General features: G+C 59.9%; 17 protein-coding genes. 12 read left to right on the forward strand and 5 right to left on the reverse strand.

The window, feature by feature from the left end; translation table 11 throughout:
- Window positions 1-82 precede the first annotated feature (82 nt).
- From ADM64_RS05975 to ADM64_RS05985, 3 genes are all read right to left on the reverse strand, one after another.
- Window positions 83-1,183: a quinone-dependent dihydroorotate dehydrogenase gene (locus ADM64_RS05975; RefSeq protein WP_049193506.1), complete on the reverse strand. Its 1,101-nt coding sequence runs from the start codon at window positions 1,181-1,183 to the stop codon at window positions 83-85.
- Entirely contained in the window at window positions 1,184-2,347 is a 1,164-nt protein-coding gene (locus tag ADM64_RS05980) for a hypothetical protein (RefSeq protein ID WP_187401166.1), read from the reverse strand.
- Between the two features lie 108 nt (window positions 2,348-2,455).
- Complete coding sequence (locus ADM64_RS05985) at window positions 2,456-3,391, reverse strand: aldo/keto reductase (RefSeq protein ID WP_049193508.1); 936 nt, start codon at window positions 3,389-3,391, stop codon at window positions 2,456-2,458.
- 132 nt (window positions 3,392-3,523) lie between these two features.
- Between ADM64_RS05985 and ADM64_RS05990 the strand changes: the two genes are divergently transcribed.
- The 4 genes from ADM64_RS05990 to metH are packed head-to-tail and all read left to right on the forward strand — an operon-like array spanning window position 3,524 to window position 9,898.
- A complete protein-coding gene (locus tag ADM64_RS05990) occupies window positions 3,524-4,405 on the forward strand; it encodes an undecaprenyl-diphosphate phosphatase (protein ID WP_040361409.1) in 882 nt (293 codons plus the stop codon).
- A gap of 18 nt (window positions 4,406-4,423) precedes the next feature.
- Window positions 4,424-5,779, forward strand: coding sequence for a cysteine--1-D-myo-inosityl 2-amino-2-deoxy-alpha-D-glucopyranoside ligase (gene mshC / locus ADM64_RS05995; RefSeq protein WP_048734111.1), 1,356 nt, complete (start codon window positions 4,424-4,426; stop codon window positions 5,777-5,779).
- Window positions 5,780-5,781: 2 nt separating this feature from the next.
- Complete coding sequence (locus ADM64_RS06000; protein ID WP_016422788.1) at window positions 5,782-6,189, forward strand: hypothetical protein; 408 nt, start codon at window positions 5,782-5,784, stop codon at window positions 6,187-6,189.
- Between the two features lie 49 nt (window positions 6,190-6,238).
- On the forward strand, window positions 6,239-9,898 hold the full coding sequence (gene metH, locus ADM64_RS06005) for a methionine synthase (protein WP_049193510.1): 3,660 nt from the start codon (window positions 6,239-6,241) through the stop codon (window positions 9,896-9,898).
- A 7-nt stretch (window positions 9,899-9,905) separates the two neighbouring features.
- Here the strand turns inward: metH and ADM64_RS06010 are convergent, their stop codons facing one another.
- Entirely contained in the window at window positions 9,906-10,811 is a 906-nt protein-coding gene (locus ADM64_RS06010; protein WP_049193529.1) for a thioesterase family protein, read from the reverse strand.
- A 155-nt stretch (window positions 10,812-10,966) separates the two neighbouring features.
- Here ADM64_RS06010 and ADM64_RS06015 point away from each other — a divergent pair, with 155 nt between their 5' ends.
- From ADM64_RS06015 to ADM64_RS06035, 5 genes are all read left to right on the forward strand, one after another.
- Window positions 10,967-11,650: an HAD family hydrolase gene (locus ADM64_RS06015; RefSeq protein ID WP_080985620.1), complete on the forward strand. Its 684-nt coding sequence runs from the start codon at window positions 10,967-10,969 to the stop codon at window positions 11,648-11,650.
- 22 nt (window positions 11,651-11,672) lie between these two features.
- Window positions 11,673-11,936: a phosphoribosyl-ATP diphosphatase gene (locus ADM64_RS06020; protein ID WP_005510825.1), complete on the forward strand. Its 264-nt coding sequence runs from the start codon at window positions 11,673-11,675 to the stop codon at window positions 11,934-11,936.
- 14 nt (window positions 11,937-11,950) lie between these two features.
- A complete protein-coding gene (gene hisG / locus ADM64_RS06025) occupies window positions 11,951-12,796 on the forward strand; it encodes an ATP phosphoribosyltransferase (protein ID WP_016422792.1) in 846 nt (281 codons plus the stop codon).
- A gap of 312 nt (window positions 12,797-13,108) precedes the next feature.
- Window positions 13,109-14,557 carry an aspartate ammonia-lyase gene (gene aspA, locus ADM64_RS06030; RefSeq protein WP_049193512.1) on the forward strand — a complete coding sequence of 483 codons (1,449 nt, stop codon included), beginning with the start codon at window positions 13,109-13,111 and terminating at the stop codon, window positions 14,555-14,557.
- A 39-nt stretch (window positions 14,558-14,596) separates the two neighbouring features.
- Window positions 14,597-15,910, forward strand: coding sequence for an anaerobic C4-dicarboxylate transporter (locus ADM64_RS06035; RefSeq protein ID WP_049193514.1), 1,314 nt, complete (start codon window positions 14,597-14,599; stop codon window positions 15,908-15,910).
- Between the two features lie 178 nt (window positions 15,911-16,088).
- Here ADM64_RS06035 and ADM64_RS06040 read toward each other — a convergent pair whose 3' ends face one another.
- Window positions 16,089-16,976, reverse strand: coding sequence for a RecB family exonuclease (locus ADM64_RS06040; RefSeq protein WP_049170646.1), 888 nt, complete (start codon window positions 16,974-16,976; stop codon window positions 16,089-16,091).
- Window positions 16,977-17,091: 115 nt separating this feature from the next.
- On the opposite strand from ADM64_RS06040, the gene ADM64_RS06045 reads away from it, so the two are divergent.
- The 3 genes from ADM64_RS06045 to dop all read left to right on the forward strand — a co-directional run bounded on the left by ADM64_RS06045 (window position 17,092) and on the right by dop (window position 21,189).
- Window positions 17,092-17,934, forward strand: a complete 843-nt coding sequence (locus ADM64_RS06045) for a tRNA (adenine-N1)-methyltransferase (RefSeq protein ID WP_049170556.1) — start codon at window positions 17,092-17,094, stop codon at window positions 17,932-17,934.
- Window positions 17,935-18,041: 107 nt separating this feature from the next.
- Window positions 18,042-19,619: a proteasome ATPase gene (arc, locus tag ADM64_RS06050; protein ID WP_241486341.1), complete on the forward strand. Its 1,578-nt coding sequence runs from the start codon at window positions 18,042-18,044 to the stop codon at window positions 19,617-19,619.
- A complete protein-coding gene (dop, locus tag ADM64_RS06055) occupies window positions 19,612-21,189 on the forward strand; it encodes a depupylase/deamidase Dop (protein ID WP_049170549.1) in 1,578 nt (525 codons plus the stop codon). The genes arc and dop overlap by 8 nt, the downstream gene beginning before the upstream one ends.

Here is a 21,189-nt window from a genome sequence, read left to right on the forward strand (position 1 = left end):
AACCCGGGGCCAGCGCCTTCATGGCAGCTGGCCCCGGGGTCACGTGTTTATTGGGTTAGGAAGCCTCAACCGCTTTCAGCAGTTAACCACGCCACGGCAGACCACAGCCGACTGCCTCCGAAATGGAGTAGAATCCCTGAGCTCGAATCTGGCGAGCCAACCCTTGGTGAATGTCACGAATCCAGTCCGGACCGCCATAAATCAACGGTGTGTAGCCCTGCAGTAGGGAAGCGCCGTTGGCAATCCGCTCCCACGCCTGCTCAGCAGTTTCAATGCCGCCGACGCTGATGAGAACTAGTTTGTCTCCGACGCGCTCGTGCAGCAGCTTCAGCACCTCTAGTGACCGAGCTGCCACAGGAGCACCCGAGACTCCACCGGCCCCCATCTCCGCGACCTCATCCGCGGGCGTACGCAGGCCCTCGCGAGAAATGGTGGTGTTGGTAGCCACAATGCCTGCCAGCCCAAGGTCAACCGCCAAGTCAGCAACTGCGATGACATCATCGTCGGAGAGATCAGGAGCAATCTTGACCAGCACCGGCGAGTCGGTCTCCTCAGTCACCGCTGCCAGAATCGGGCGCAGTGACTCCACTGCCTGAAGGTCGCGCAGACGCGGCGTGTTCGGTGAGGAGACGTTAACAACAACGTAGTCCGCCAAGCCGCCGAGCTGGCTAGCCGATTCTCGATAGTCATCGACGGCCTCTTCCAGCGGAGTCACCTTTGTCTTACCAATGTTGATACCGATGACGTCGTCACTGCGACGCGCCCGCAAGTTCTCCGCTACAGCAGCGGCGCCGGGGTTGTTGAAACCCATGCGGTTCAAAATGGCGCGGTCTTCCTTCAGACGGAACAGACGCGGGCGATCGTTGCCCGGCTGCGGCTTGGCAGTCACGGTTCCCAGTTCCGCGTAGCCAAAACCAATTGGCCCCCAGCAATCCGGGGCAATAGCAGCCTTGTCGAAGCCCGCGGCGAGCCCCAGCGGACGCGGGAAGTCCACACCGAACACGGTTTGACGCAGCACAGCATCGTCAACAACGAGTAGCTTGCTCACCGCCCGCTGTAGACTCTCCGACTTCTGCAGCCCCTTCAGGGTCTTCGAGATGGCCTCGTGAATCTGCTCCGGTGGAACCTGGAACATTGCCTTTAGCGCGAGTTGATAAGACTTGGCGCGAAGTTTCGAAGGCATCTACTTAGTCTCTCCCTCGGAGTCGTCTGCTCCCTTGGTGTCACCTGCACCGGTCGGTAGTTTATCGGCTGGTTCCCGAACCGACATCTCCTCACGGATCTTCTCTGCATCCTGCTTGAAATCAGCAATTGCCTTATCGACGTCCGCGGAGTCAAAAATCTGGGCCCCGTCACCGGTAGCCGAGAAGACGCCAATCTGGCCATCCTCGGTGGCAACAATCGACTGTGGATCTGCAACCGTGTTGATGTCCGCGACCTTGACTGGGGTACCCGAGCTGATGTCGTAGCCAGTCAGCTTGTTCACCTTCGTCGAAGTCACCCAGACAATTCCGCGCGATTCATCGACCGCTACCGCCCACGGAGCCTCCGGGGCCGGAGCTGCCTGGTGGAGGCGAATGACGTCAGTGGCAGTGTAAATAAGAAGCTGGTTGCCCTTGGTGTCTGCGGCAGCAATGACATGATCACCGGAAGCTACCTTGCCGACGCCGATGCCCGCACGCAGCGCAGAGCCAGCGCGGGACTCATCGAGCTTGAGCTCATGCACCGAAGTCTCCGGACGGTTGACCTCTAACAGCTTGACGTCCGCGTCATTGTCCGCTTTGGGAATCTCAACGAGCTGCGACCCGTTATTGGCAGCCTTGAAGTCACTGGCCAACTCGCCATCAGCGCCGAACACATCGACGACATTGCTATCCGCATGGGCACCGATGATGCGGCCGCCTTCCAGGCCAACTGCGGCGGAGTAGTTGGTGCCACGGCCGACAACGGCCGTTTCCGTAGCCTGGTCAGTAATGACGTGGATGCCATCTTCACACGGCAGCAGAGCGTTAGGGCCGCCCGGCGCGAGCTCACCACACTTCGCGTCCAGCTTCATTGATCGCTCAATTGGGTTATTCAGCGGACCGGCAAAGATCTTGTCCCCGGCCTTCAGGACAACTCGGTCGCCGACCAACACGGCATCGGTAACGTCCTCATCAATCTTCTTGGCTCTACCGATAGCAGTATCGGGAGCAGCGGGTGAAGCGGCCGGCACTGGCGTGGCGTTGCCCATTCCGGCATCGATGTCTCCTTCCACATCGGAGGAGCACCCTGCCAGGACCACTGCGCTAGCGGAAAGCCCCGCTAGAAGGGAGGTTATGACACGTCGACGACTGTTTTCACTCACGCTATAGAAACTACCACCCCGGCCTGATTACTCTGTGGACGCCTCCAGCCGTGGGAGGTTCTCGCATTCGTTGTGCCTTATAAGTCTTTAGAAGACTGCCGTTACTGATTACAGCGTGACGTCGTCAAGCGCGTTGCAAATCTGCGGTGGCAGCGTGAGTTGTTCGGAGGTGAGGTTTTCGCGTAGCTGAGCGCGGTCTCGAGCGCCAACGAGAATCGAGGTGACGCCCGGCCGATCGCGTGCCCAGGAAATCGCTGCGACGGCAGCACTGACGCCGAGCCCCTTGGCTGCGGTGGTCAGCGCGCCTGCAACCGTGACGCCGCGTGTGTCGAGATAGTCCTGTACCTCTGCGTCGGCGTGTTCGGAAGCAGCGCGGGAGTCCTCCGGAATGATGTGCTGGTATTTGGCGGTCAAAACACCTTGGGCCAGTGGGGCGCCACCGATAAAGCCGAGCCCCAAATGCTCACAGGCGGGCAGCAGTTCTGCCTCAGGGCTTCGCTGGAGCAGCGAGTACTCATGCTGTGCGAACACCGGAGCGATTCGATCCGCGGCGGCATGCGTCACCGCTGCCTGCCAACCGCTGTATCCACGCACTCCGGCGTAACGTACTTTCCCCGTGCGCACAGCCCATTCCAGGGTATCGGCGACCTCTTCCGGTGGGGTCAGCCCATCCCAGTAGCCGGGCGACCACAGGTCAATGTGTTCGACGCCGAGGCGTCCGAGCGTATCGTCGAGGTCCTTTTGCAGTGTCTTACGCGAGCAGTCCACGCGCCTGCCGACGGGCCGCTCGGGGTGTATGCCAGATGCGACCGAGAGCACCAATTCGTCGGCAACGCCGCGCTTTGCGATGACCGCACCCAGCATGTCGGCAACAGTGTCGCCGCCGTGGAGTGGGGAAGCGTCGACAAGGTTGCCTCCGGCGTCGAGGAAGTCCGTCAGGATGCGTCCGGCCTCGTCTTGCCTGGTACCCGCACCCCAGGTGGCCGTACCCAGCCCCAAGGCGGAGACGCGTAAACCGCTGTTGCCCAGAATTCGTTGTTGCACGATTTTTACTTTAGGACACCCGTGTGCGGTCGCGGGAAAAGTTCCGCGGGAGAGGTCTCGCTATCGCCGCACCGAAACCTCGCTATAGCCACAACACAAACCGGACGAGTAGCCTATACAGCCGTGACTATCATGACGACACTAAGCGCCTCAGCGGATACCGCTGCCGATACCGCCGGCACCGGTATGACCTGGGCCCAGACGATCATCCTGTCCGTAGTGCAAGGTCTGACGGAATTTCTCCCGGTGAGTTCCTCGGGGCACCTTCGGATTGTCTCCGAGCTGCTGTGGGGCCAGGACGCCGGCGCATCCTTCACCGCTGTAGTACAGCTCGGCACCGAATTGGCTGTGCTGGTGTTCTTCGCCAAGGACATCTGGCAGATCCTCACTGGCTGGTTTGCCGGCCTGTTCAATAAGGAAGCACGCGGTTTCAACTACCGCATGGGCTGGATGGTGATTGTCGGTACACTGCCGATTGCCATCATCGGCGTGCTGGGGAAGGATCTCATCCGCGACAACCTGCGCAATCTCTGGATTACAGCCGCTGTGTTGGTGCTTTTCTCCTTTGTCTTTATCGCCGCAGAGAAGTTCGGCCGTCGTGAGCGCAACTATGAAGAGCTGACCATGCGAGATGCCATCGTCATGGGTTTCGCGCAGTGCCTGGCGCTCATTCCGGGTGTGTCGCGCTCGGGCGGTACGGTGTCTGCCGGCCTGTTCTTGCACTTGGACCGAGAGGTTGCAACGCGCTTTTCCTTCCTGCTGGCTATCCCCGCTGTTTTCGCTGCTGGAATTTTTTCGCTTCCAGACGCGTTTGACCCTGCGGCGGGACAGGCCGCTAGTGGTGCGCAATTGGCCATCGGTACGCTGATTGCCTTCGTCGTCGGCTATGCGTCTATCGCATGGCTGCTGAAGTTTGTGTCGAACCACTCCTTCGCTTGGTTCGCCGCGTACCGCATCCCGGTCGGTTTGATTGTTATGGTGTTGCTCGGCTTCGGCACGATCAACGCTGTTTAGTGAGGTAGTGAGTATTTAATGCATTCGTGGCCCCAACCACAGGTTCCCAGTCTCGGCGATGCGCGCTTCGATGTGTTCAACCGCGCCAGCAATACAGGTAAGGCGCATTCGCTTGACGACGAAAGCTCAACATCGGTACCCCTACGCCTCTACGACACCGCGGATCAGAAGGTCTCCCAGGTGGAAGCGGGACCGGAGGCGACCATGTACGTGTGTGGCATCACACCCTATGACGCCACGCACCTGGGGCACGCAGCAACCTACCTCACCTTTGATCTGATTTACCGTCAGCTGCTGGACAATGGACACTCGGTGCATTACGTGCAGAACATCACCGATGTCGATGACCCGTTGTTCGAACGTGCGGAGCGCGATGGGGTGGACTGGCGCGAGCTGGGCACCTCGCAGATTGATTTGTTTCGCTCGGATATGGAAAACCTGTCGGTGATTCCACCGCGCGACTATATCGGCGCCATTGAGTCCGTGGGCGAGGTCGTGGAAATGGTCGAGAAGCTGCTGGAGAATGGCTCGGCCTACCAGCTCACCGATGACGAGTACCCGGATGTGTACTTCCGCAAGAGTGCCACTGAGAACTTTGGTTACGAGTCCAATTACTCGGCAGAGCAGATGGCGGAGTTCTTTGCGGAGCGCGGTGGCGACCCGGATCGCCCGGGCAAGGAGGCCCCACTGGACGCGCTGGTGTGGCGTGCCGCTCGCCCCGGGGAGCCAAGCTGGGAGGCTCCTTTTGGTGCGGGCCGGCCGGGTTGGCACATTGAGTGCTCGGCGATTGCCACCAACCGCTTGGGTAAGAGCTTCGACATTCAGGGCGGTGGCTCGGACCTGGCTTTCCCACACCATGAGTTCTCGGCGGCTCATGCCGAGGCCGCTACTGGCTGTGCACGGATGGCCAGCCATTATGTTCACGCTGGCATGATTGCGCTCGATGGCGTGAAGATGTCCAAGTCGCTGGGCAACCTGGTGTTTGTCTCCAAGCTGGTGGCCGCCGGCGTCGACCCGAGTGCTATTCGCATTGGCGTGTTCGCCAGCCATTACCGCTCTGATCGCGATTGGTCGGACGAGGTGCTGGAGGCGGCCAAGGCACGTCACGAGGCCTGGCGTGCGGCTTGCGCAGCTACAAAGACTGCCACCGATGAGAAGGCTGTGAGCGCAGCAGCGGCACTGGTTGCCGATGTGCGCGCAAGCCTGGCCAATGACCTGGATACGCCGGCTGCTCTGGCCGCTATCGATGCCTGGGCTGCGGAGTGGTCCTCGGATACCAGCAACAAGGCAGATGCTGGCACAGTAACCGGCGCAGCGGGTGCCGGAGAATTCGTTGCCGCCGCGCTGGACGCGCTGCTTGGCGTTAAAATTTGAGCATGAGCAACTCAGATCTGTCTGCTGTCGAAGTAACGCAAGAGAACATCGATAAGCTAGTTGCCGATTTGCGCATGTTTGCCACCGGCAGCTACCTGCAGCCCGAGGAACGCGAGTTCTGGGAGCCACTTTTTGACGAATCGGTAGCCGACCAGGTCGGGGAAGCCCTCCGTGAGGCCGCCGCTGGTATTGATCAGGCGGCGGAACTGGCCGTCGATAAGCGAGAAGAAGCCGCAACGCAGGCGGTAGAGAACTGCCTACAGCGCGTGGCTGCGATTGAGCATGAGCACGGTGGCTCGATTTTTGATGAGGAGCTCGACGAGATTCTCGCGATTATCAATTCCGCAACGAAGGCTGTCGGTTTGGACCTGCCTGCGGTGAAGGCGGAAAGCTACTTTGAGATGGAATAACCAGCCCGATTAACGGCGCGGTTATGAAAGTAGACTAAGGTGTCTATTCATGACTGATCGCCACTCTTCCGAGTTCCTCACCGCACTGCACAGCCGTGTACTCATTGGCGATGGCGCCATGGGTACCCAGCTGCAGTCTTTTGACCTCGACGTTGACGCGGACTTCCTCGGCTACGAGGGCTGTAATGAGATTCTCAATGACACTCGTCCCGACATCATCGAGACGATTCACCGGCGTTATTTCGAGGCCGGCGCCGACCTGGTGGAAACCAATACCTTCGGCTGCAACTTCCCGAACCTCGCGGATTACGACATTGAAGACCGTATTCAGGAGCTAGCGCACAAGGGCACCGCAATCGCCCGCAAGGTCGCTGACGAAATGGGGCCGGGGCGCGAGGGTATGCGACGCTTTGTCCTCGGTTCGCTGGGCCCGGGCACGAAGCTGCCGTCTTTGGGGCACGCTCCGTACGCTCAGCTTCGCGACGCTTACACGGAGGCCGGACTCGGCATGATTTCCGGTGGCGCGGATGCGTTTTTGATTGAGACCTGTCAAGACTTGCTGCAGGTCAAGGCAGCAGTCAATGGCGTCAAGGCCGCCATGCGACAGGCTGAGAAGAAGATTCCGATTGTCGTCCACGTGACTGTCGAGACCACAGGCACCATGCTGATGGGCTCGGAGATTGGTGCAGCCCTGGCAGCGCTGCAGCCGCTGGGTATCGACATGATTGGCCTGAACTGTGCAACGGGTCCGGACGAGATGAGCGAGCACCTACGCTACCTGTCCAATTTCGCCTCCATCCCGGTATCGGTAATGCCGAATGCGGGTCTGCCAGTGCTGGGTAAGAACGGTGCGACCTACCCGCTGACCGCCCCAGAGCTGGCCACAGCGCTGCGCGGCTTTGTTGAAGAGTTTGGCCTGGCGATGGTCGGTGGCTGCTGTGGTACCACACCGGAGCATGTTTCCGCTGTTCGCGATGCTATTACCGGTGCAGGCGCTTACGCTGAGCAGGGCCCTGCTGTTCAGGCAGCACGCCCATCGACGGATCCGGATGCAAAGCCAATCGATGAGGTCGCTTCTCTGTACTCGGCAGCCCCGCTGACGCAGACAACCGGCATCACCATGATTGGTGAGCGCACCAACGCCAACGGTTCCAAGGCTTTCCGCGAGGCCATGCTGGCCGGCGATTGGGAGAAGTGCCTTAACACCGCCCGCGGTCAGGTCACCGATGGCGCACACATGATTGACCTGTGTGTGGACTACGTGGGGCGCGACGGTCGCGATGACATGGCAACCCTGGCATCGCAGATCGCCACCTCGGTGACGTTGCCGGTCATGCTGGACTCCACGGAACCGGAGGTTTTGAAGACTGGCCTGGAGCACCTCGGTGGTCGCTGCGCGGTCAACTCTGTGAACTTTGAAGACGGCGATGGCCCGGACTCGCGTTACCAGCGCATTATGCGCCAGGTTGTTGAGCACGGTGCTGCCGTGGTCGCTTTGACTATCGACGAAGAAGGTCAGGCGCGTACAAAGGACAAGAAGATTGAGATCGCCGAGCGTCTCATCGCCGACATCACCGGCACGTGGGGACTGCGCGAGCAGGACATTATTGTCGACTGTCTGACTTTCCCGATTTCCACTGGCCAGGAGGAAACTCGCCGCGACGGCATCGAAACCATCGAAGCCATCCGCGAGCTTAAGCGTCGCCACCCGAACGTGCACACCACGCTCGGTCTGTCCAACATTTCCTTCGGTCTGAACCCGGCGGCTCGCCAGGTACTCAACTCGGTGTTCCTCAACGAGTGCATCGAGGCCGGCCTGGACTCCGCCATTGCCCACAGCTCCAAGATCTTGCCGATGAACAAGATTGACAACAAGCAGCGCGAAGTCGCTCTCGATATGGTGTACGACCGCCGTCGTGAAGCGGGACACCCCGACGGGGAGTACGACCCACTGCAGGTATTCATGGAGCTCTTTGAAGGAGTCTCCGCCGCTGACGCGAAGGACGCCCGGGCCGAAAAGCTTGCCGCCATGCCGCTGTTCGACCGCCTGGCGCAGCGCATCATCGACGGTGAGCGCACGGGTATCGAGGCTGACCTCGATGAGGGCATGAAGGAAAAGGAACCGCTGGCGATTGTTAACGAGGACCTGCTGCGTGGCATGCAGACCGTTGGTGACCTGTTCGGTTCCGGCCAGATGCAGCTGCCATTCGTGCTGCAGTCGGCCGAGACGATGAAGGCCGCGGTGGGCTACCTCGAGGGCTTTATGGATGCCGAGGATGCCACGGGCTCCAAGGGTTCGATTGTGCTGGCCACGGTGAAGGGCGATGTCCACGACATCGGCAAGAACCTGGTGGAGATTATTCTCTCCAACAACGGCTACACCGTGCATAACCTGGGCATTAAGCAGCCGATCGCTACGATTCTGTCCGCCGCCAAGGAACTGGATGTCGACGCCATCGGCATGTCCGGCCTGCTGGTGAAGTCCACTGTGGTGATGAAGGACAACCTGCTGGAGATCAACTCCGCCGGCGATGCCACCCGCTTCCCAGTACTGCTCGGCGGCGCCGCGCTGACGCGTAGCTACGTGGAAGACGACCTGTCCGAGCTCTACCACGGCGATGTCTACTACGGCAGGGATGCCTTCGAAGGACTGCGCATCATGGACGAGCTGATGGCAGCTAAGAAGGGCCTCGGCCCAGACGAGAATTCGCCTGAGGCCATTGCCGCCCGCGAAAAGAAGGAAGCTCGCCGCGCCCGCCGTGAGCGCTCCAAGCGCATCGCCGCGCAGCGCGCCGCCAAGGCTGCTGCTGAAGCCCCCGAGGTGCCGGAGCGTTCCGATGTCGCCGCAGATGTCCCCGTTGCGACACCGCCGTTCTGGGGAACCCGCATTGTCAAGGGCCTGCCCCTCGACGACTACCTGACCACCCTCGACGAACGCGCTCTGTTCATGGGGCAGTGGGGACTGCGCGGCACCCGCGGCGACGAGGGGCCGAGTTACGAGGAACTGGTCGAATCCGATGGTCGTCCACGCCTGCGCGCATGGCTGCAGCGCCTGCGCGCCGAGAACATCCTCCAGCATGCGGCTGTCGTCTATGGCTACTTCCCAGCAGTTTCTGAGGGCGATACCGTACACGTACTGCCGCTACCTGCGGAAGGGGAGCAGCCCGACCCCGCGGCAGAGCCAGTGGTGTCCTGGACCTTCCCGCGCCAGCAGCGTGGTCGCTTCCTATGCATTGCTGACTTCATTCGCTCGCGCGAAGATGCCATCGCCGCAGGACAGACCGACGTCATGCCGTTCCAGCTGGTGACCATGGGACAGCCCATCGCTGACTTCGCCAACGATATTTACGCCAAGAACGAATACCGCGACTACCTGGAGGTTCACGGTATCGGCGTGCAGCTCACCGAGGCGCTGGCCGAGTACTGGCACCAGCGCATTCGCTCCGAGCTCGCGTTCTCCGACGGCACAAGTGTTGGCGCGGAAGACTCCGACGATACCCAGGACTTCTTTGACCTGAAGTACCGCGGCGCTCGTTACTCCTTCGGCTATGGTTCCTGCCCGGATCTGACCTTCCGTCAGGGCATGATTGACCTGCTGCAGCCGGAGCGCATCGGCGTGGAGCTCTCTGAGGAGCTCCAGCTGCACCCAGAGCAGTCCACCGATGCGTTCGTGCTCTACCACCCGGAAGCGAAGTACTTTAACGTGTAGCTTCGCGTTATCCCTGCGGTCGCACCAGCAAGGTCTGCATACTGCGGCCGATGGGGCCGTGCACATCGTAGAGCTCGCCCGCGGTCATGCCGATTCCGTCCGGCCCAATGGAACCGCGGGCGGCGATGCCCACCCAGCCGCCGTCTTCCGACTGCAACTCCGATTCCGCCAACTTCTCCGAGGCGCCGAGCTGGGGGAGTCGGTGCAGGTGAACCACTAAGTCGGTATTCATAAACGCCCACTGGTGCGGGCTCAGCGTGGCCCCGATACCGTTGGCGGTATCAGCTACCTGCATGACTCGCTCCACCGCAGTCGGCTCCTCCCCGAGCACGATTGGGTACTGCGCGCGAACCCAGTGAATCTGTGTCTCGGCCAGCTCTTCCGTCGCCCCTGCGCGGGCTTCAATTGATTCGATGTAACCTCCACTCCAATCGTCGGTCAGCGGAATGTACTCGGCGCTGCATTCCTCGGGCCCGGGCACCTGCTTGTCGAATGCACGCTCAATATCCCGCGTATCCGCAGTGGCCATCATCCATGCGGACGCCGTGGCAACTGGCCGCCAGGCACCCTTGACGTCGGCAAGCAATTCGGCTTCGACCTTGGCGATTTGCCGCCCCGGGCGCGAGACCCATGAGCGCGCGCGGAGCTCCGTGTACGGTACAGCCGACAACAGATCCACGGCGATGCGAGTAATACGCATCCCCTCGCTTTCCAGACGGCGGCGCTCCAACATGCGCGTCAGCAGCGCCGACGGCGGCGCACCGTGCTGAAACGGCCCCCACGCCCCATAAGTGAAGCTAGTGGGCATGAAGCGCTCGTAGCTGAGCTCGCCTTCGGTGACCGTCCCTAGCGGAATGAAGTATGCCTCGGGTTGGTCGATAGCCTGGGCGAGCGAATCTTCAGTGGTTGTCATAGCGAGTCGATGCCTTTCATTCACGCGGAACACGTTCATGCGGTGGTTTCATGCAGCACCGCAACATACTTTCCTTCCTGAAACTCTAAACCCTCATCCGACGGTTTTCCTGACATAATCGCTAAATGCTTGATTGCCTGGCATAGTCGCATGGTGTGAAAGCAATTTTGTGGGACATGGACGGCAGCCTCATCAACACGGAACCTCTGTGGGAGATTGCCACGTACGACCTCTCGGAATTCGTAGGCCGCCGCCTGACTCCGGAGTTGCGCATGCAGTGCGTCGGCAACACGCTCTGGGACACGCTGTCGATTTGTGCTGATCATGCGGGACGCACGCTTGACGACGAGCTGTTTGCCTCGGGCTCCCAATTCGTCGAAGGTCGCTTCACTGAATTGGTTCTAGAACATGGGGTGGAGTGGCGCCCGGGTGTGCCGGCGATTTTGGACCAGGCCCGGGCTGCTGACATTCCGGTGGTGTTGGTGACCAATACCCGTCGGCACGTGGCGCAACCCTGCATTGATGTCATGGGGGAGCAGCACTTCGCCGCAACAGTGTGTAGCGATGAGGTGGCCAACGGCAAACCGGCACCGGATCCGTACTTGCGTGGCGCAGAGCTAGCCGGATTTGCGCCAGAGGACTGCCTGGCTATCGAAGATTCCTCAACGGGGGTGCGCTCTGCACTCGCTGCGGGATGCACGGTGGTGTGGAATCCAATGCCGGATGTGAGCGTTTCGCAGGCTGATGTGGGGACGTTAGTACCCCCGGCGCGCTTCATTTCGGGCAATTTGGATACCTCGAATTTGGGCTTATTGCGGGCTGCTTTCGCGGGCGAGTAGACGACATGGAACAATAGACCGGGTGAAGAACTTTGATGACCTGTTTGCAGAGCTGAAGGAAAAAGCACAGTCGCGCCCCGAGGGATCGGGCACAGTCAAGGCGCTGGACGCTGGTGTGCATTTCCAGGGCAAGAAAATTGTCGAAGAGGCCGGTGAGGTCTGGCTTGCAGCTGAGCACGAATCTGACGAAGCCCTCGCAGAGGAGATTTCGCAGCTGTTGTACTGGCTGCAGGTGGTCATGGTCGGTCGCGGGCTGAGCCCCGAGGATGTTTACAAGTACCTGTAGGAGAAATCAACACCATGCTGCGTATTGCCGTGCCCAACAAGGGATCGCTGTCCGAGGCGGCAGTCGAAATCCTGAAGGAAGCTGGCTACCCGGGTCGAGGCGACTCCAAGAGCCTGACCATCCACGACGAAGCCAACGACATTGAGTTTTTCTTCCTCCGCCCGAAGGATATTCCTATCTACGTTGGCAACGGCCATCTGGATTTGGGCATCACCGGCCGCGACCTGGCCGCTGACTCGCTGGCTCCGGTCGATGAGGTTCTGAATCTGGGCTTCGGCGCCTCGACCTTCCGCTACGCCGCTCCGGCCGATGAGGAGTGGACCGTAGAAGCTCTGGAGGGCAAGCGCATTGCCACCTCGTACCCGAATCTGGTGCGCGAGGATCTGAAGGCTCGTGGCATTAACGCCACCGTCATTCGCCTTGATGGTGCAGTGGAGATTTCCATCCGCTTGGGAGTTGCCGACGTTATCGCCGATGTTGTCTCCACCGGTCGCACCCTGCGCAAGCAGGGATTGAAGCCATTCGGCGATGTTTTGGTCAGCTCTGAGGCAGTTGTTGTCGGACGCAAGGGTGTAGAGGTCACCGAGGAGCAGCAGGTGTTCCTGCGTCGCATGACCGGCATTCTGCATGCCAAGACGTACTTGATGATTGACTACAACATCCGTGCGTCCGCGCTGGAAGAGGCATCCAAGCTCACCCCGGGGCTGTCCGGCCCGACCGTGTCGCCGCTGGCTAACGAGGATTGGGTAGCAGTTCGCGCGCTAGTTCCGAAGGCAGAGGCCAACCCGCTCATGGACGCACTGGCAAAGATTGGTGCCGAGGCGATCTTGGCTTCGAATATCCGTATCGCGCGTATTTAGTGGAGACGTGACCTGCTCGAGGGGTGAGGGGGCGTGCCGTCTCAAGTAGGGGCCCATTTCGAGATGGATCCCCATCTCGAGCGGGGAACTGACCAATGCATTTTCACTCCCACCTACGTCGACGTAAGTAGTAGGCTTGGCACTGAGCATGCGCACGGCGTTAGCCGTACTGACATAGTCCCCTTATGCCGGAAAAGCGGCAGTTGCGCCAGCACTGTAGTTTTGGCGGTGTAACCAATCATCGCCACTAAATGTGGCCCACAAGGCTGCGTCTACTAGGCCTGCTAAAAGGCTAGAAGGGATTGCTTCCACATGTCCGCAACACGTACCGAGGTCGACCTGCTTGGCTCTATGGAGGTTCCGGCAGAGGCTTACTACGGCATCCACACCCTGCGCGCAATCGACAACTACCAAATCTCAGCCAAGACCATCAACGACGTGCCCGAATTCATTCGTGGCATGGTGATGGTTAAGAAGGCCACGGCCATTGCCAACCAGCGCGTCCACACGCTGCCCAGCGATGTTGCAGACATCATTGTCGCCGCATGTGATGAAATCCTGGAAAAGGGACGCTGCATGGATCAGTTTCCAATCGATGTCTTCCAGGGTGGCGCTGGCACCAGTCTCAACATGAACACCAACGAGGTCATCGCTAACCTCGCTCTGGAACTGCTCGGTCTGGAAAAGGGCCGATACGACGTCATTCACCCCAACGATGATGTCAACCAGTGCCAGTCAACCAACGACGCCTACCCAACAGGTTTCCGTCTTGCTATCCACATGTCGCTACTGAGCTTGCAGAAGCGCTTCGACTCCCTGGTTGAGGCCCTACACGCCAAGGGTGATGAATTCAACGACATCATCACAATGGGCCGCACGCAGCTGCAGGATGCCGTTCCAATGACCCTGGGACAGGCTTTCCACGCATTTGCCCACAACCTTGAGGAAGAGCAGGAGTCCATCGCAACTGCGTCGGCACGCCTGCTGCAAATCAACCTGGGAGCAACCGCTATCGGTACCGGTGTAAATGCGCCGGCAGGCTACCGCGAGGCCGTGACCCAGGCGCTGCGTGAGGTCAGTGGCTTTAAGGTGACCTCTGCGAAGGACCTAATCGAAGCCACCAGCGATACCGGCGCCTACGTCAGCGTGCATGCATCCCTGAAGCGCGCGGCCATGAAGATTTCCAAGATGTGCAACGACCTGCGCCTGCTGGCATCGGGTCCACGAGCCGGACTGAATGAAATCAACCTTCCGGAGCGCGCCGCTGGGTCTTCGATTATGCCGGCAAAGGTTAACCCGGTAATCCCAGAGGTCGCGAACCAGGCCTGCTTCAAGGTCTTCGGCAACGACGTGACCCTGACCTGGGCAGCCGAGGCTGGCCAGTTGCAGCTAAACGTGATGGAGCCTGTCATCGGCGCATGCCTCTTCGAGTCGATTGAACTGCTGCGCAGTGCTACCGACACTCTGCGCGACAAGTGCATTACCGGCATCACCGCTAACCCGGAAGTTTGCCGCGGCTATGTGGAAAACTCCATCGGTATCGTGACCTACCTGAATCCGGTCATTGGCCACCACGAGGGCGATATGATTGGCAAGGAAGCCGCTCGCACTGGCCGCTCCGTCCGGGACATTGTCCTCGAACGCGGGCTGATGGACGAGAAGGAGCTCAACCAGGTCCTGAGCACCGAGAACCTCATGCACCCGGAATACCGGGGGAAGCGCTACGTGGCAGGGGAGTCTCGCCTCGACGATTTGTCCTAAGCGGCAACAAGTCTAACGAGTGACTTTTCGGAGATACACATGTTAGTTGCCGTCCAAATCTCTATCGTTCTAACAGCGATCCTCCTTGGCGCGCGTCTTGGTTCAATTGCTATCGGGTTCGCCGGTGGGCTGGGCGTTTTGGCGCTGGGCATCACCGGGGTTCCGGTCACCAAAGACGACATTCCGTTCGATGTCATCGGCATCATTATGTCGGTAATCGCGGCAATTGCCGCTATGCAGAAGGCCGGAGGCATGGACTATCTCGTCCACATTGCCGAACGGTTGCTGCGCAAGAATCCGCGACACATCACCTACTGGGCCCCGGTTGTCACCTACCTGATGACACTGCTCGCCGGCACCGGCCACACCGCATTTTCCACCCTCCCAGTTATCGCCGAAGTATCCAAGGAGGGAGGCGTTCGCCCGTCCCGCCCGCTGTCCGTGGCGGTCATCGCATCTCAGTTGGCGATTACGGCATCACCCATTTCAGCGGCTGTGGTGCTGATGGCTTCGCTCATGGAACCCCGCGGCGTTGGTTATCTCACACTCCTGGCGATTGTCATTCCTTCGACGTTCCTCGCCATCCTTCCGACCGCCTTTGTCACGAATCACCTAGGCAAAGAGCTTGACGACGATCCGGAGTATCAAAGCCGCTTGGAAAAGGGGTTAGTCTCCAAGCCACGTGGCCAGATGAGCGAATACGTGCCAACCAAGTCGGCCAAGTGGTCCGTGGCGATTTTCCTACTCTCGATTCTCGCGGTGATGGTCTACGCGACCATCAGCACTGAACAGGTCGGCCTCATCGCTGACCCCACGCTCCCACGAAACGAGGCGATCATGTCAATCATGTTGACCGCCGCCACTGTTATCGTGCTGGCCTGCAAGTTGGACGCGGCAACCATTTTGAACACACCGGTGTTCAAATCGGGCATGTCCGCCAGCGTCTGCGTTCTCGGTGTGGCGTGGCTGGGAACCACAATTATCAACCACTACATCGACGACATTAAGGCCGCGTCCGGCAGCCTACTGACCACAATGCCGTGGATGCTGGCAATCGTGCTATTCTTTGCGGCCGCATTGCTGTACTCGCAGGCGGCCACGGCAAAGGCCATCATGCCCGCTGCACTCGCGGTGGGAGTTTCTCCCATCACTGCGATTGCTTCCTTCGCAGCGACTTCCGCGCTATTCGTACTGCCTACTTACCCGACGCTCCTTGCCGCGGTGGAGATGGACGACACTGGCACAACCCGAATTGGCAAATACGTGTTTAACCACTCGTTCATCATCCCAGGCACCTTATGTATTGCCCTGTCCGTCGCGTTCGGTTTCGCCTTCGGCAGCGCACTGCTGTAGTGGGGGGCTACCTAGAACACCGCATAGAGAAACTGACTAGGTTTATGACAAAATCGAAGCGGTTAAGTCCATTCACCTGTCATAAACCTAGTCAGTAACTTGTACTGACACCGTTACCGCCGACGGTGGCACCCCGCGAAAGCTAAGTTCGCCGCGAGAGCCACCCCATCCGCAGCTTTTACTCAGTGCCGCCATCGCCGACAGCACCCGGCCAACCGGGGTACTCCGGTGTGACCCCGCCATAGGCAGGGCACATCTCCTGGAAAGAACACCACCCGCAGAGCTTGGACTTCTTCGGTACAAAGTCACCGTTTTCACCGTCGCGCACGATCGCCGACCACAAGTCGGCAATCTCCGCTTGGAAGGCCTCTAATTCTGTCGCGTTGGGACTCAGCACCAGGTCATCGGCAACCTTCAGGTACATCAACCGCAGCTGTTCCGGGATACGACCGGTGAGCCGCCACCACACCAGCGCGTAAAACCGCATCTGGAAGAGCGCCTCATCCTGGAAGCGAGGAGAGGGCTTCTTGCCCGTCTTGTAGTCGACAATCCGGACCTCACCGGTCGGGGCAATATCGACGCGGTCGATAAAACCACGAAGTGGCACTGACAATGGCACAGTCTGATCCGCATCCGGATCGATAACCAGCTGAACGAACTTTTCCATCTCGGCCGCATCGAAGCCCATGGGGTTTTCCATCATGAAATACCCCTTGAGCAGGCCGCGGCATTCGACCAGGAAGTCGTAGTAATCATCCTCCGGAACTAGCTCAATCAGTTCCTCGTCCTTTGCACGCATGTCCTCCCAGGTCGGCTTCAGCCGTTTCACCGCTGCGGGGTAAGTGCGTTCTTCACGGGGCCAGGCATGCATCTGTTCGAGCACAGCATGCACCAACGTGCCCTTGACCTGCGCGACAGTCGACGGCTCCGGAATCTTGTCAATCGCACGGAACCGGTACTTCAGCGGGCACTGGCGGTAGTCATTAGCTCTCGACGGCGACAGCGCCAACTTAGAGCGGCGGGAAGGCTGAACTGCTGACTTAGAACTTTGGGCATTGTCGGGCATACTAGCCAGGTTAGAGTACCGCCCGGATTTGGCTGCACCCGACACAACCCGACCCAACCAAACCGAACCAGACCCACCCCGACCCAACCAAACCCCAAAAGGAGCCCACACACCTATGGCATTGAGCGGACCATTCCAGGTCGGCGACCGAGTCCAGCTGACTGACTCGAAGAATCGCCACTTCACCGTCATCCTCGAGGAGGGTGGCAAGTTCTTCACTCACCGCGGCACCATCCTCCACGACGACCTCATCGGCGCCAAGGAAGGCACCACCGTCACCTCCAGCGAAGGCACCGTCTACCTGGCCATGCGTCACTTGCTGGTCGATTACGTCCTGTCCATGCCGCGCGGTGCTGCGGTGATTTACCCGAAGGATGCTGCACAGATCATCGTCGAGGGCGACATCTTCCCAGGTGCGCGCGTGTTGGAGGCCGGCGCTGGCTCCGGCGCGCTCAGCCTCAACCTGCTCCGCGCCATCGGCGCTGACGGGCAGCTTATTTCCTACGAGGTCCGCGAGGACCACATCGAGCACGCGGAACGCAACGTTGTCGACTTCATGGGTCACAAGCCCGACAACTGGGACTTGCGCCTGGGCGATCTCAACGAGGCCTCCGTCGAGTCGCTCGGCGGCCCGGTCGACCGAGTCATTCTGGACATGCTCGCTCCATGGGAATGCCTGGACACCGTTTCGAAGGTTCTTCAGCCTGGCGGCGTGCTCATGGTCTATGTCGCCACTGTTCCGCAGCTAATGAAGGTCATGGAGGGCATCCGCGCGCAGAAGTGCTTCACCGAACCACGCGCCTGGGAATCCCTGGTCCGCGACTGGAATGTTCAGGATCTCTCCGTCCGCCCGGCGCACCGTATGCAGGCACATACCGCATTCCTGGTGTGGGCACGCAGGCTTGCCGACGGCACGGTGCCTCCGCGCCCACAGCGACGAAATCAAAAGAAGCTCTAGACCCGCCGCTACCCGCTGGGAGGTGTAGCCGTCGTAACGTGATGCGACACACGGTCTAAATCGACCAAGCAACAACGGCATCTGGCCCTATGGGTAATCTGGGATACATGACAACGCCGTCTGACAAAATCCGTGATCTTGAGCAGAAGAACTACAACCTCGGCATTCGTAATAATCGCCTGGTTGAGCTGTTGCGGGACTCCCGTAACAAGCTAGAGCTACTGCGCCAAGACATGGAGGACATGCTGGAGCCGCCTAGCACGTACGGTATTTTCCTTAAGCCAGGACCGGAGAAGGGCACCGCAGAGGTGTTTACCGGAAATCGACGGATGCGCCTGCGGGTGCAGCCGGAGATTAACGAGCGGGCGCTTCGGCCGGGCGCGCAGGTGCGTCTGAATGAGGGCTCGATAATCGTGGAGGACTGCGGTTATCCGGAAAGCGGCGACATCGCCAATGTTCGTGAGGTGCTGCCGGATCGGGAGCGCATTTTGGCCTCGGATACTCACGGTGAGGAATTCGTGGTGTCTCTGGCGGGGGATCTGTCGCCGAAGCCGGGGGACTCGGTGATGATTGACCGCAAGTCGGGCTATGCGTTTGAGGTCATTCCGAAGTCCGAGGTGGAAAACCTGGTGCTGGAAGAGGTACCGGATGTCACCTACACGGATATCGGTGGTCTGGATAGTCAGATTGAGCAGATTCACGACGCCGTGGAGATGCCGTTCCTGCAGCCAGAACTGTTTGAGCAATACAACCTGCGTCCTCCGAAGGGTGTGCTGCTCTACGGCCCTCCCGGCAATGGTAAGACGCTGATTGCCAAGGCTGTGGCTAATTCGTTGGCTCGCAAGATTGCGCTATCCCGAGGTAAAACCGAGTCGGAGGCGCAGCGGGCGCAGTCGTACTTCTTGAATGTCAAGGGCCCGGAGCTGCTGAACAAGTTCGTGGGTGAGACGGAGCGTCAGATTCGCCTGATTTTTGACCGCGCTCGCGACATTGCTGAGGATGGCAAGCCGGTTATTGTCTTCTTCGATGAGATGGACTCGATTTTCCGCACTCGTGGTTCGGGCATCTCCTCGGATATGGAGAACACTGTGGTTCCGCAGCTGCTCAGTGAACTTGACGGTGTGGAGGGGCTGGAAAACGTCATCGTGATTGGTGCCACCAACCGCGAGGAGATGATTGACCCAGCAATTCTGCGCCCGGGACGCCTGGATGTGAAAATCCGCATTGAGCGCCCGAATGAGGCTGCGGCGAAGGATATCTTCCGCAAGTACTTGCCCCCTGAGCTGCCGTACAACGCAGCCGAGGTGGAAGCGCGCGGTGGGGTGGAGCAGAATGTCGCACACCTCATTGACCAGGTTGTTGAGCGGATGTACGCCAAGACAGTAGAAAACGAGTACGTGCGAATTCGCTATGCAGATGGCACCAGCGAGGTTATGTACTACCGCGATTTCAACTCCGGCGCGATGATTTCCAACATCGTCGACCGTGCGAAGAAGTCCGCCATCAAGTCGGTTATCGCTGGCGGCGAGGCTGGTATTAGCTTGGATCACCTGCTGTCTGCAGTGGCGGAGGAGTTCGCGCAGAACGAGGACCTGCCAAACACCTCGAACCCGGATGAGTGGGCTCGCATCTCCGGTCGTCCAGCGGCGCGCGTTGCCTCGGTCGAGGTGATTCGCCATGGCTAAATCCGCCGCCAGTTCTGCACAGTCGAACCGCTTCTTCGGCACGGAGATTGAGTACGGCATTTCCAGCCCGGACAACCCGGATGTCAGCCCAATTCTCACCTCCACGCAGGCCGTGCTCGCTTTCGCGCATGAGCAGGAGGAGGGCCTGTCGGGGCGCATCCGCTGGGATTACGCACCAGAGTCGCCACTGCGCGACAGCCGTGGTTTCGACCTGCGCCGTTACCACCAGCCACCGATTGTTGACCCGAATGCCGTCGGCGCTGCAAACCTGCTGGTGCAAAATGGTGCCCGTTTCTACGTCGATCACGCGCACCCGGAGTACTCCTCACCGGAGACGGCAACCGCCCGCGAGGCGGTTATCGCTGACCGCGCAGGTGACAAGATTATGCTGCGCGCAGCTCAGCTTGCCGCCGAAGCCACCGATGCTGAGGGCAATCCAGGTCCGATGCTGAAGCTCTACCGCAACAATGTCGATGGCAAGGGCGCCTCGTATGGTGCCCACGAGAACTACCTTTTCTCCCGAGAAACCGAGTTCGATGACATCGTCGCCGGTCTGACGCCGTTTTTCGTCACCCGCCAGGTGTTCACGGGCGCTGGTCGCGTGGGTCTGGGGCAGACGGGGCAGGAGTCGGGTTTCCAGATTTCGCAGCGCGCGGACTACATCGAGACTGAGGTCTCGCTGGAGACCACTTTGAACCGCGGCATCATCAACACCCGCGATGAACCACACGCAGACTCCGATCGCTTCCGCCGCCTGCACGTCATCATCGGTGATGCCAACATGAGCGAGGTCGCCACCTTCCTCAAGCTGGGCACCACAGGTTTGGTCATCGACGCCATCGAGGACGGCGTGCGTTTCGACGACCTGCAGCTCCGCAACCCCGTCGAGGCCGTCCATAAGGTCTCCCGAGACTTGACTTGCACCGAGAAGCTGCAGCTGGCAGACCATGTCACGTGGATGTCCGCAGTGGAAATGCAGTACGAGTACCTGCGTCGCGTGGAGAGCTACGACCAGCAGGGCGACGTCGTCAAGCTCTGGCGTGAAGTGCTCGACGTGCTTTCCGACGACCCCCGCAAGGCAGCCCATCTGCTGGATTGGGTGGCGAAATACAACCTCATGGAGGGCCTGCGTACCCGCCTGGGCGCGGGCTGGGACCACCCGAAGTTGGCGTTGATTGATATTCAGTACTCGGATATTGACCCTGCTCGTGGGCTGTACCATGCGCTGGTGCGCCGCGGTTCGATGCGCACACTCGTGACCGAGGAAGAAGTCGACCGAGCGGTTGAATACGCACCGGAGTCTACGCGTGCGTATGTACGCGGTGGCATTCTGCGCCGCTTTGGCAAGGATGTCGTCGCGGGCAGTTGGACCAGCTTGGTGGTGGACACCGCGGGGGTGTATCGGAGCACTCGTGACGTGGAGTCGCCTGGAATTACGCTGGCCTACATTACGCTGGATGAAGTTGACCGTTTCACTGCCGCAGAATGCGGTGACGTGTTGGAGTCTGCGGAGACAGTGGCCAAGGTGGTTGAGCATCTGCGTACTCTCGGGGCTATCCGCGAACAATAG

The organism is Corynebacterium sp. 401_CJEI (assembly GCF_001076435.1).
Taxonomy (GTDB): Bacteria; Actinomycetota; Actinomycetes; order Mycobacteriales; family Mycobacteriaceae; genus Corynebacterium; species Corynebacterium jeikeium_D.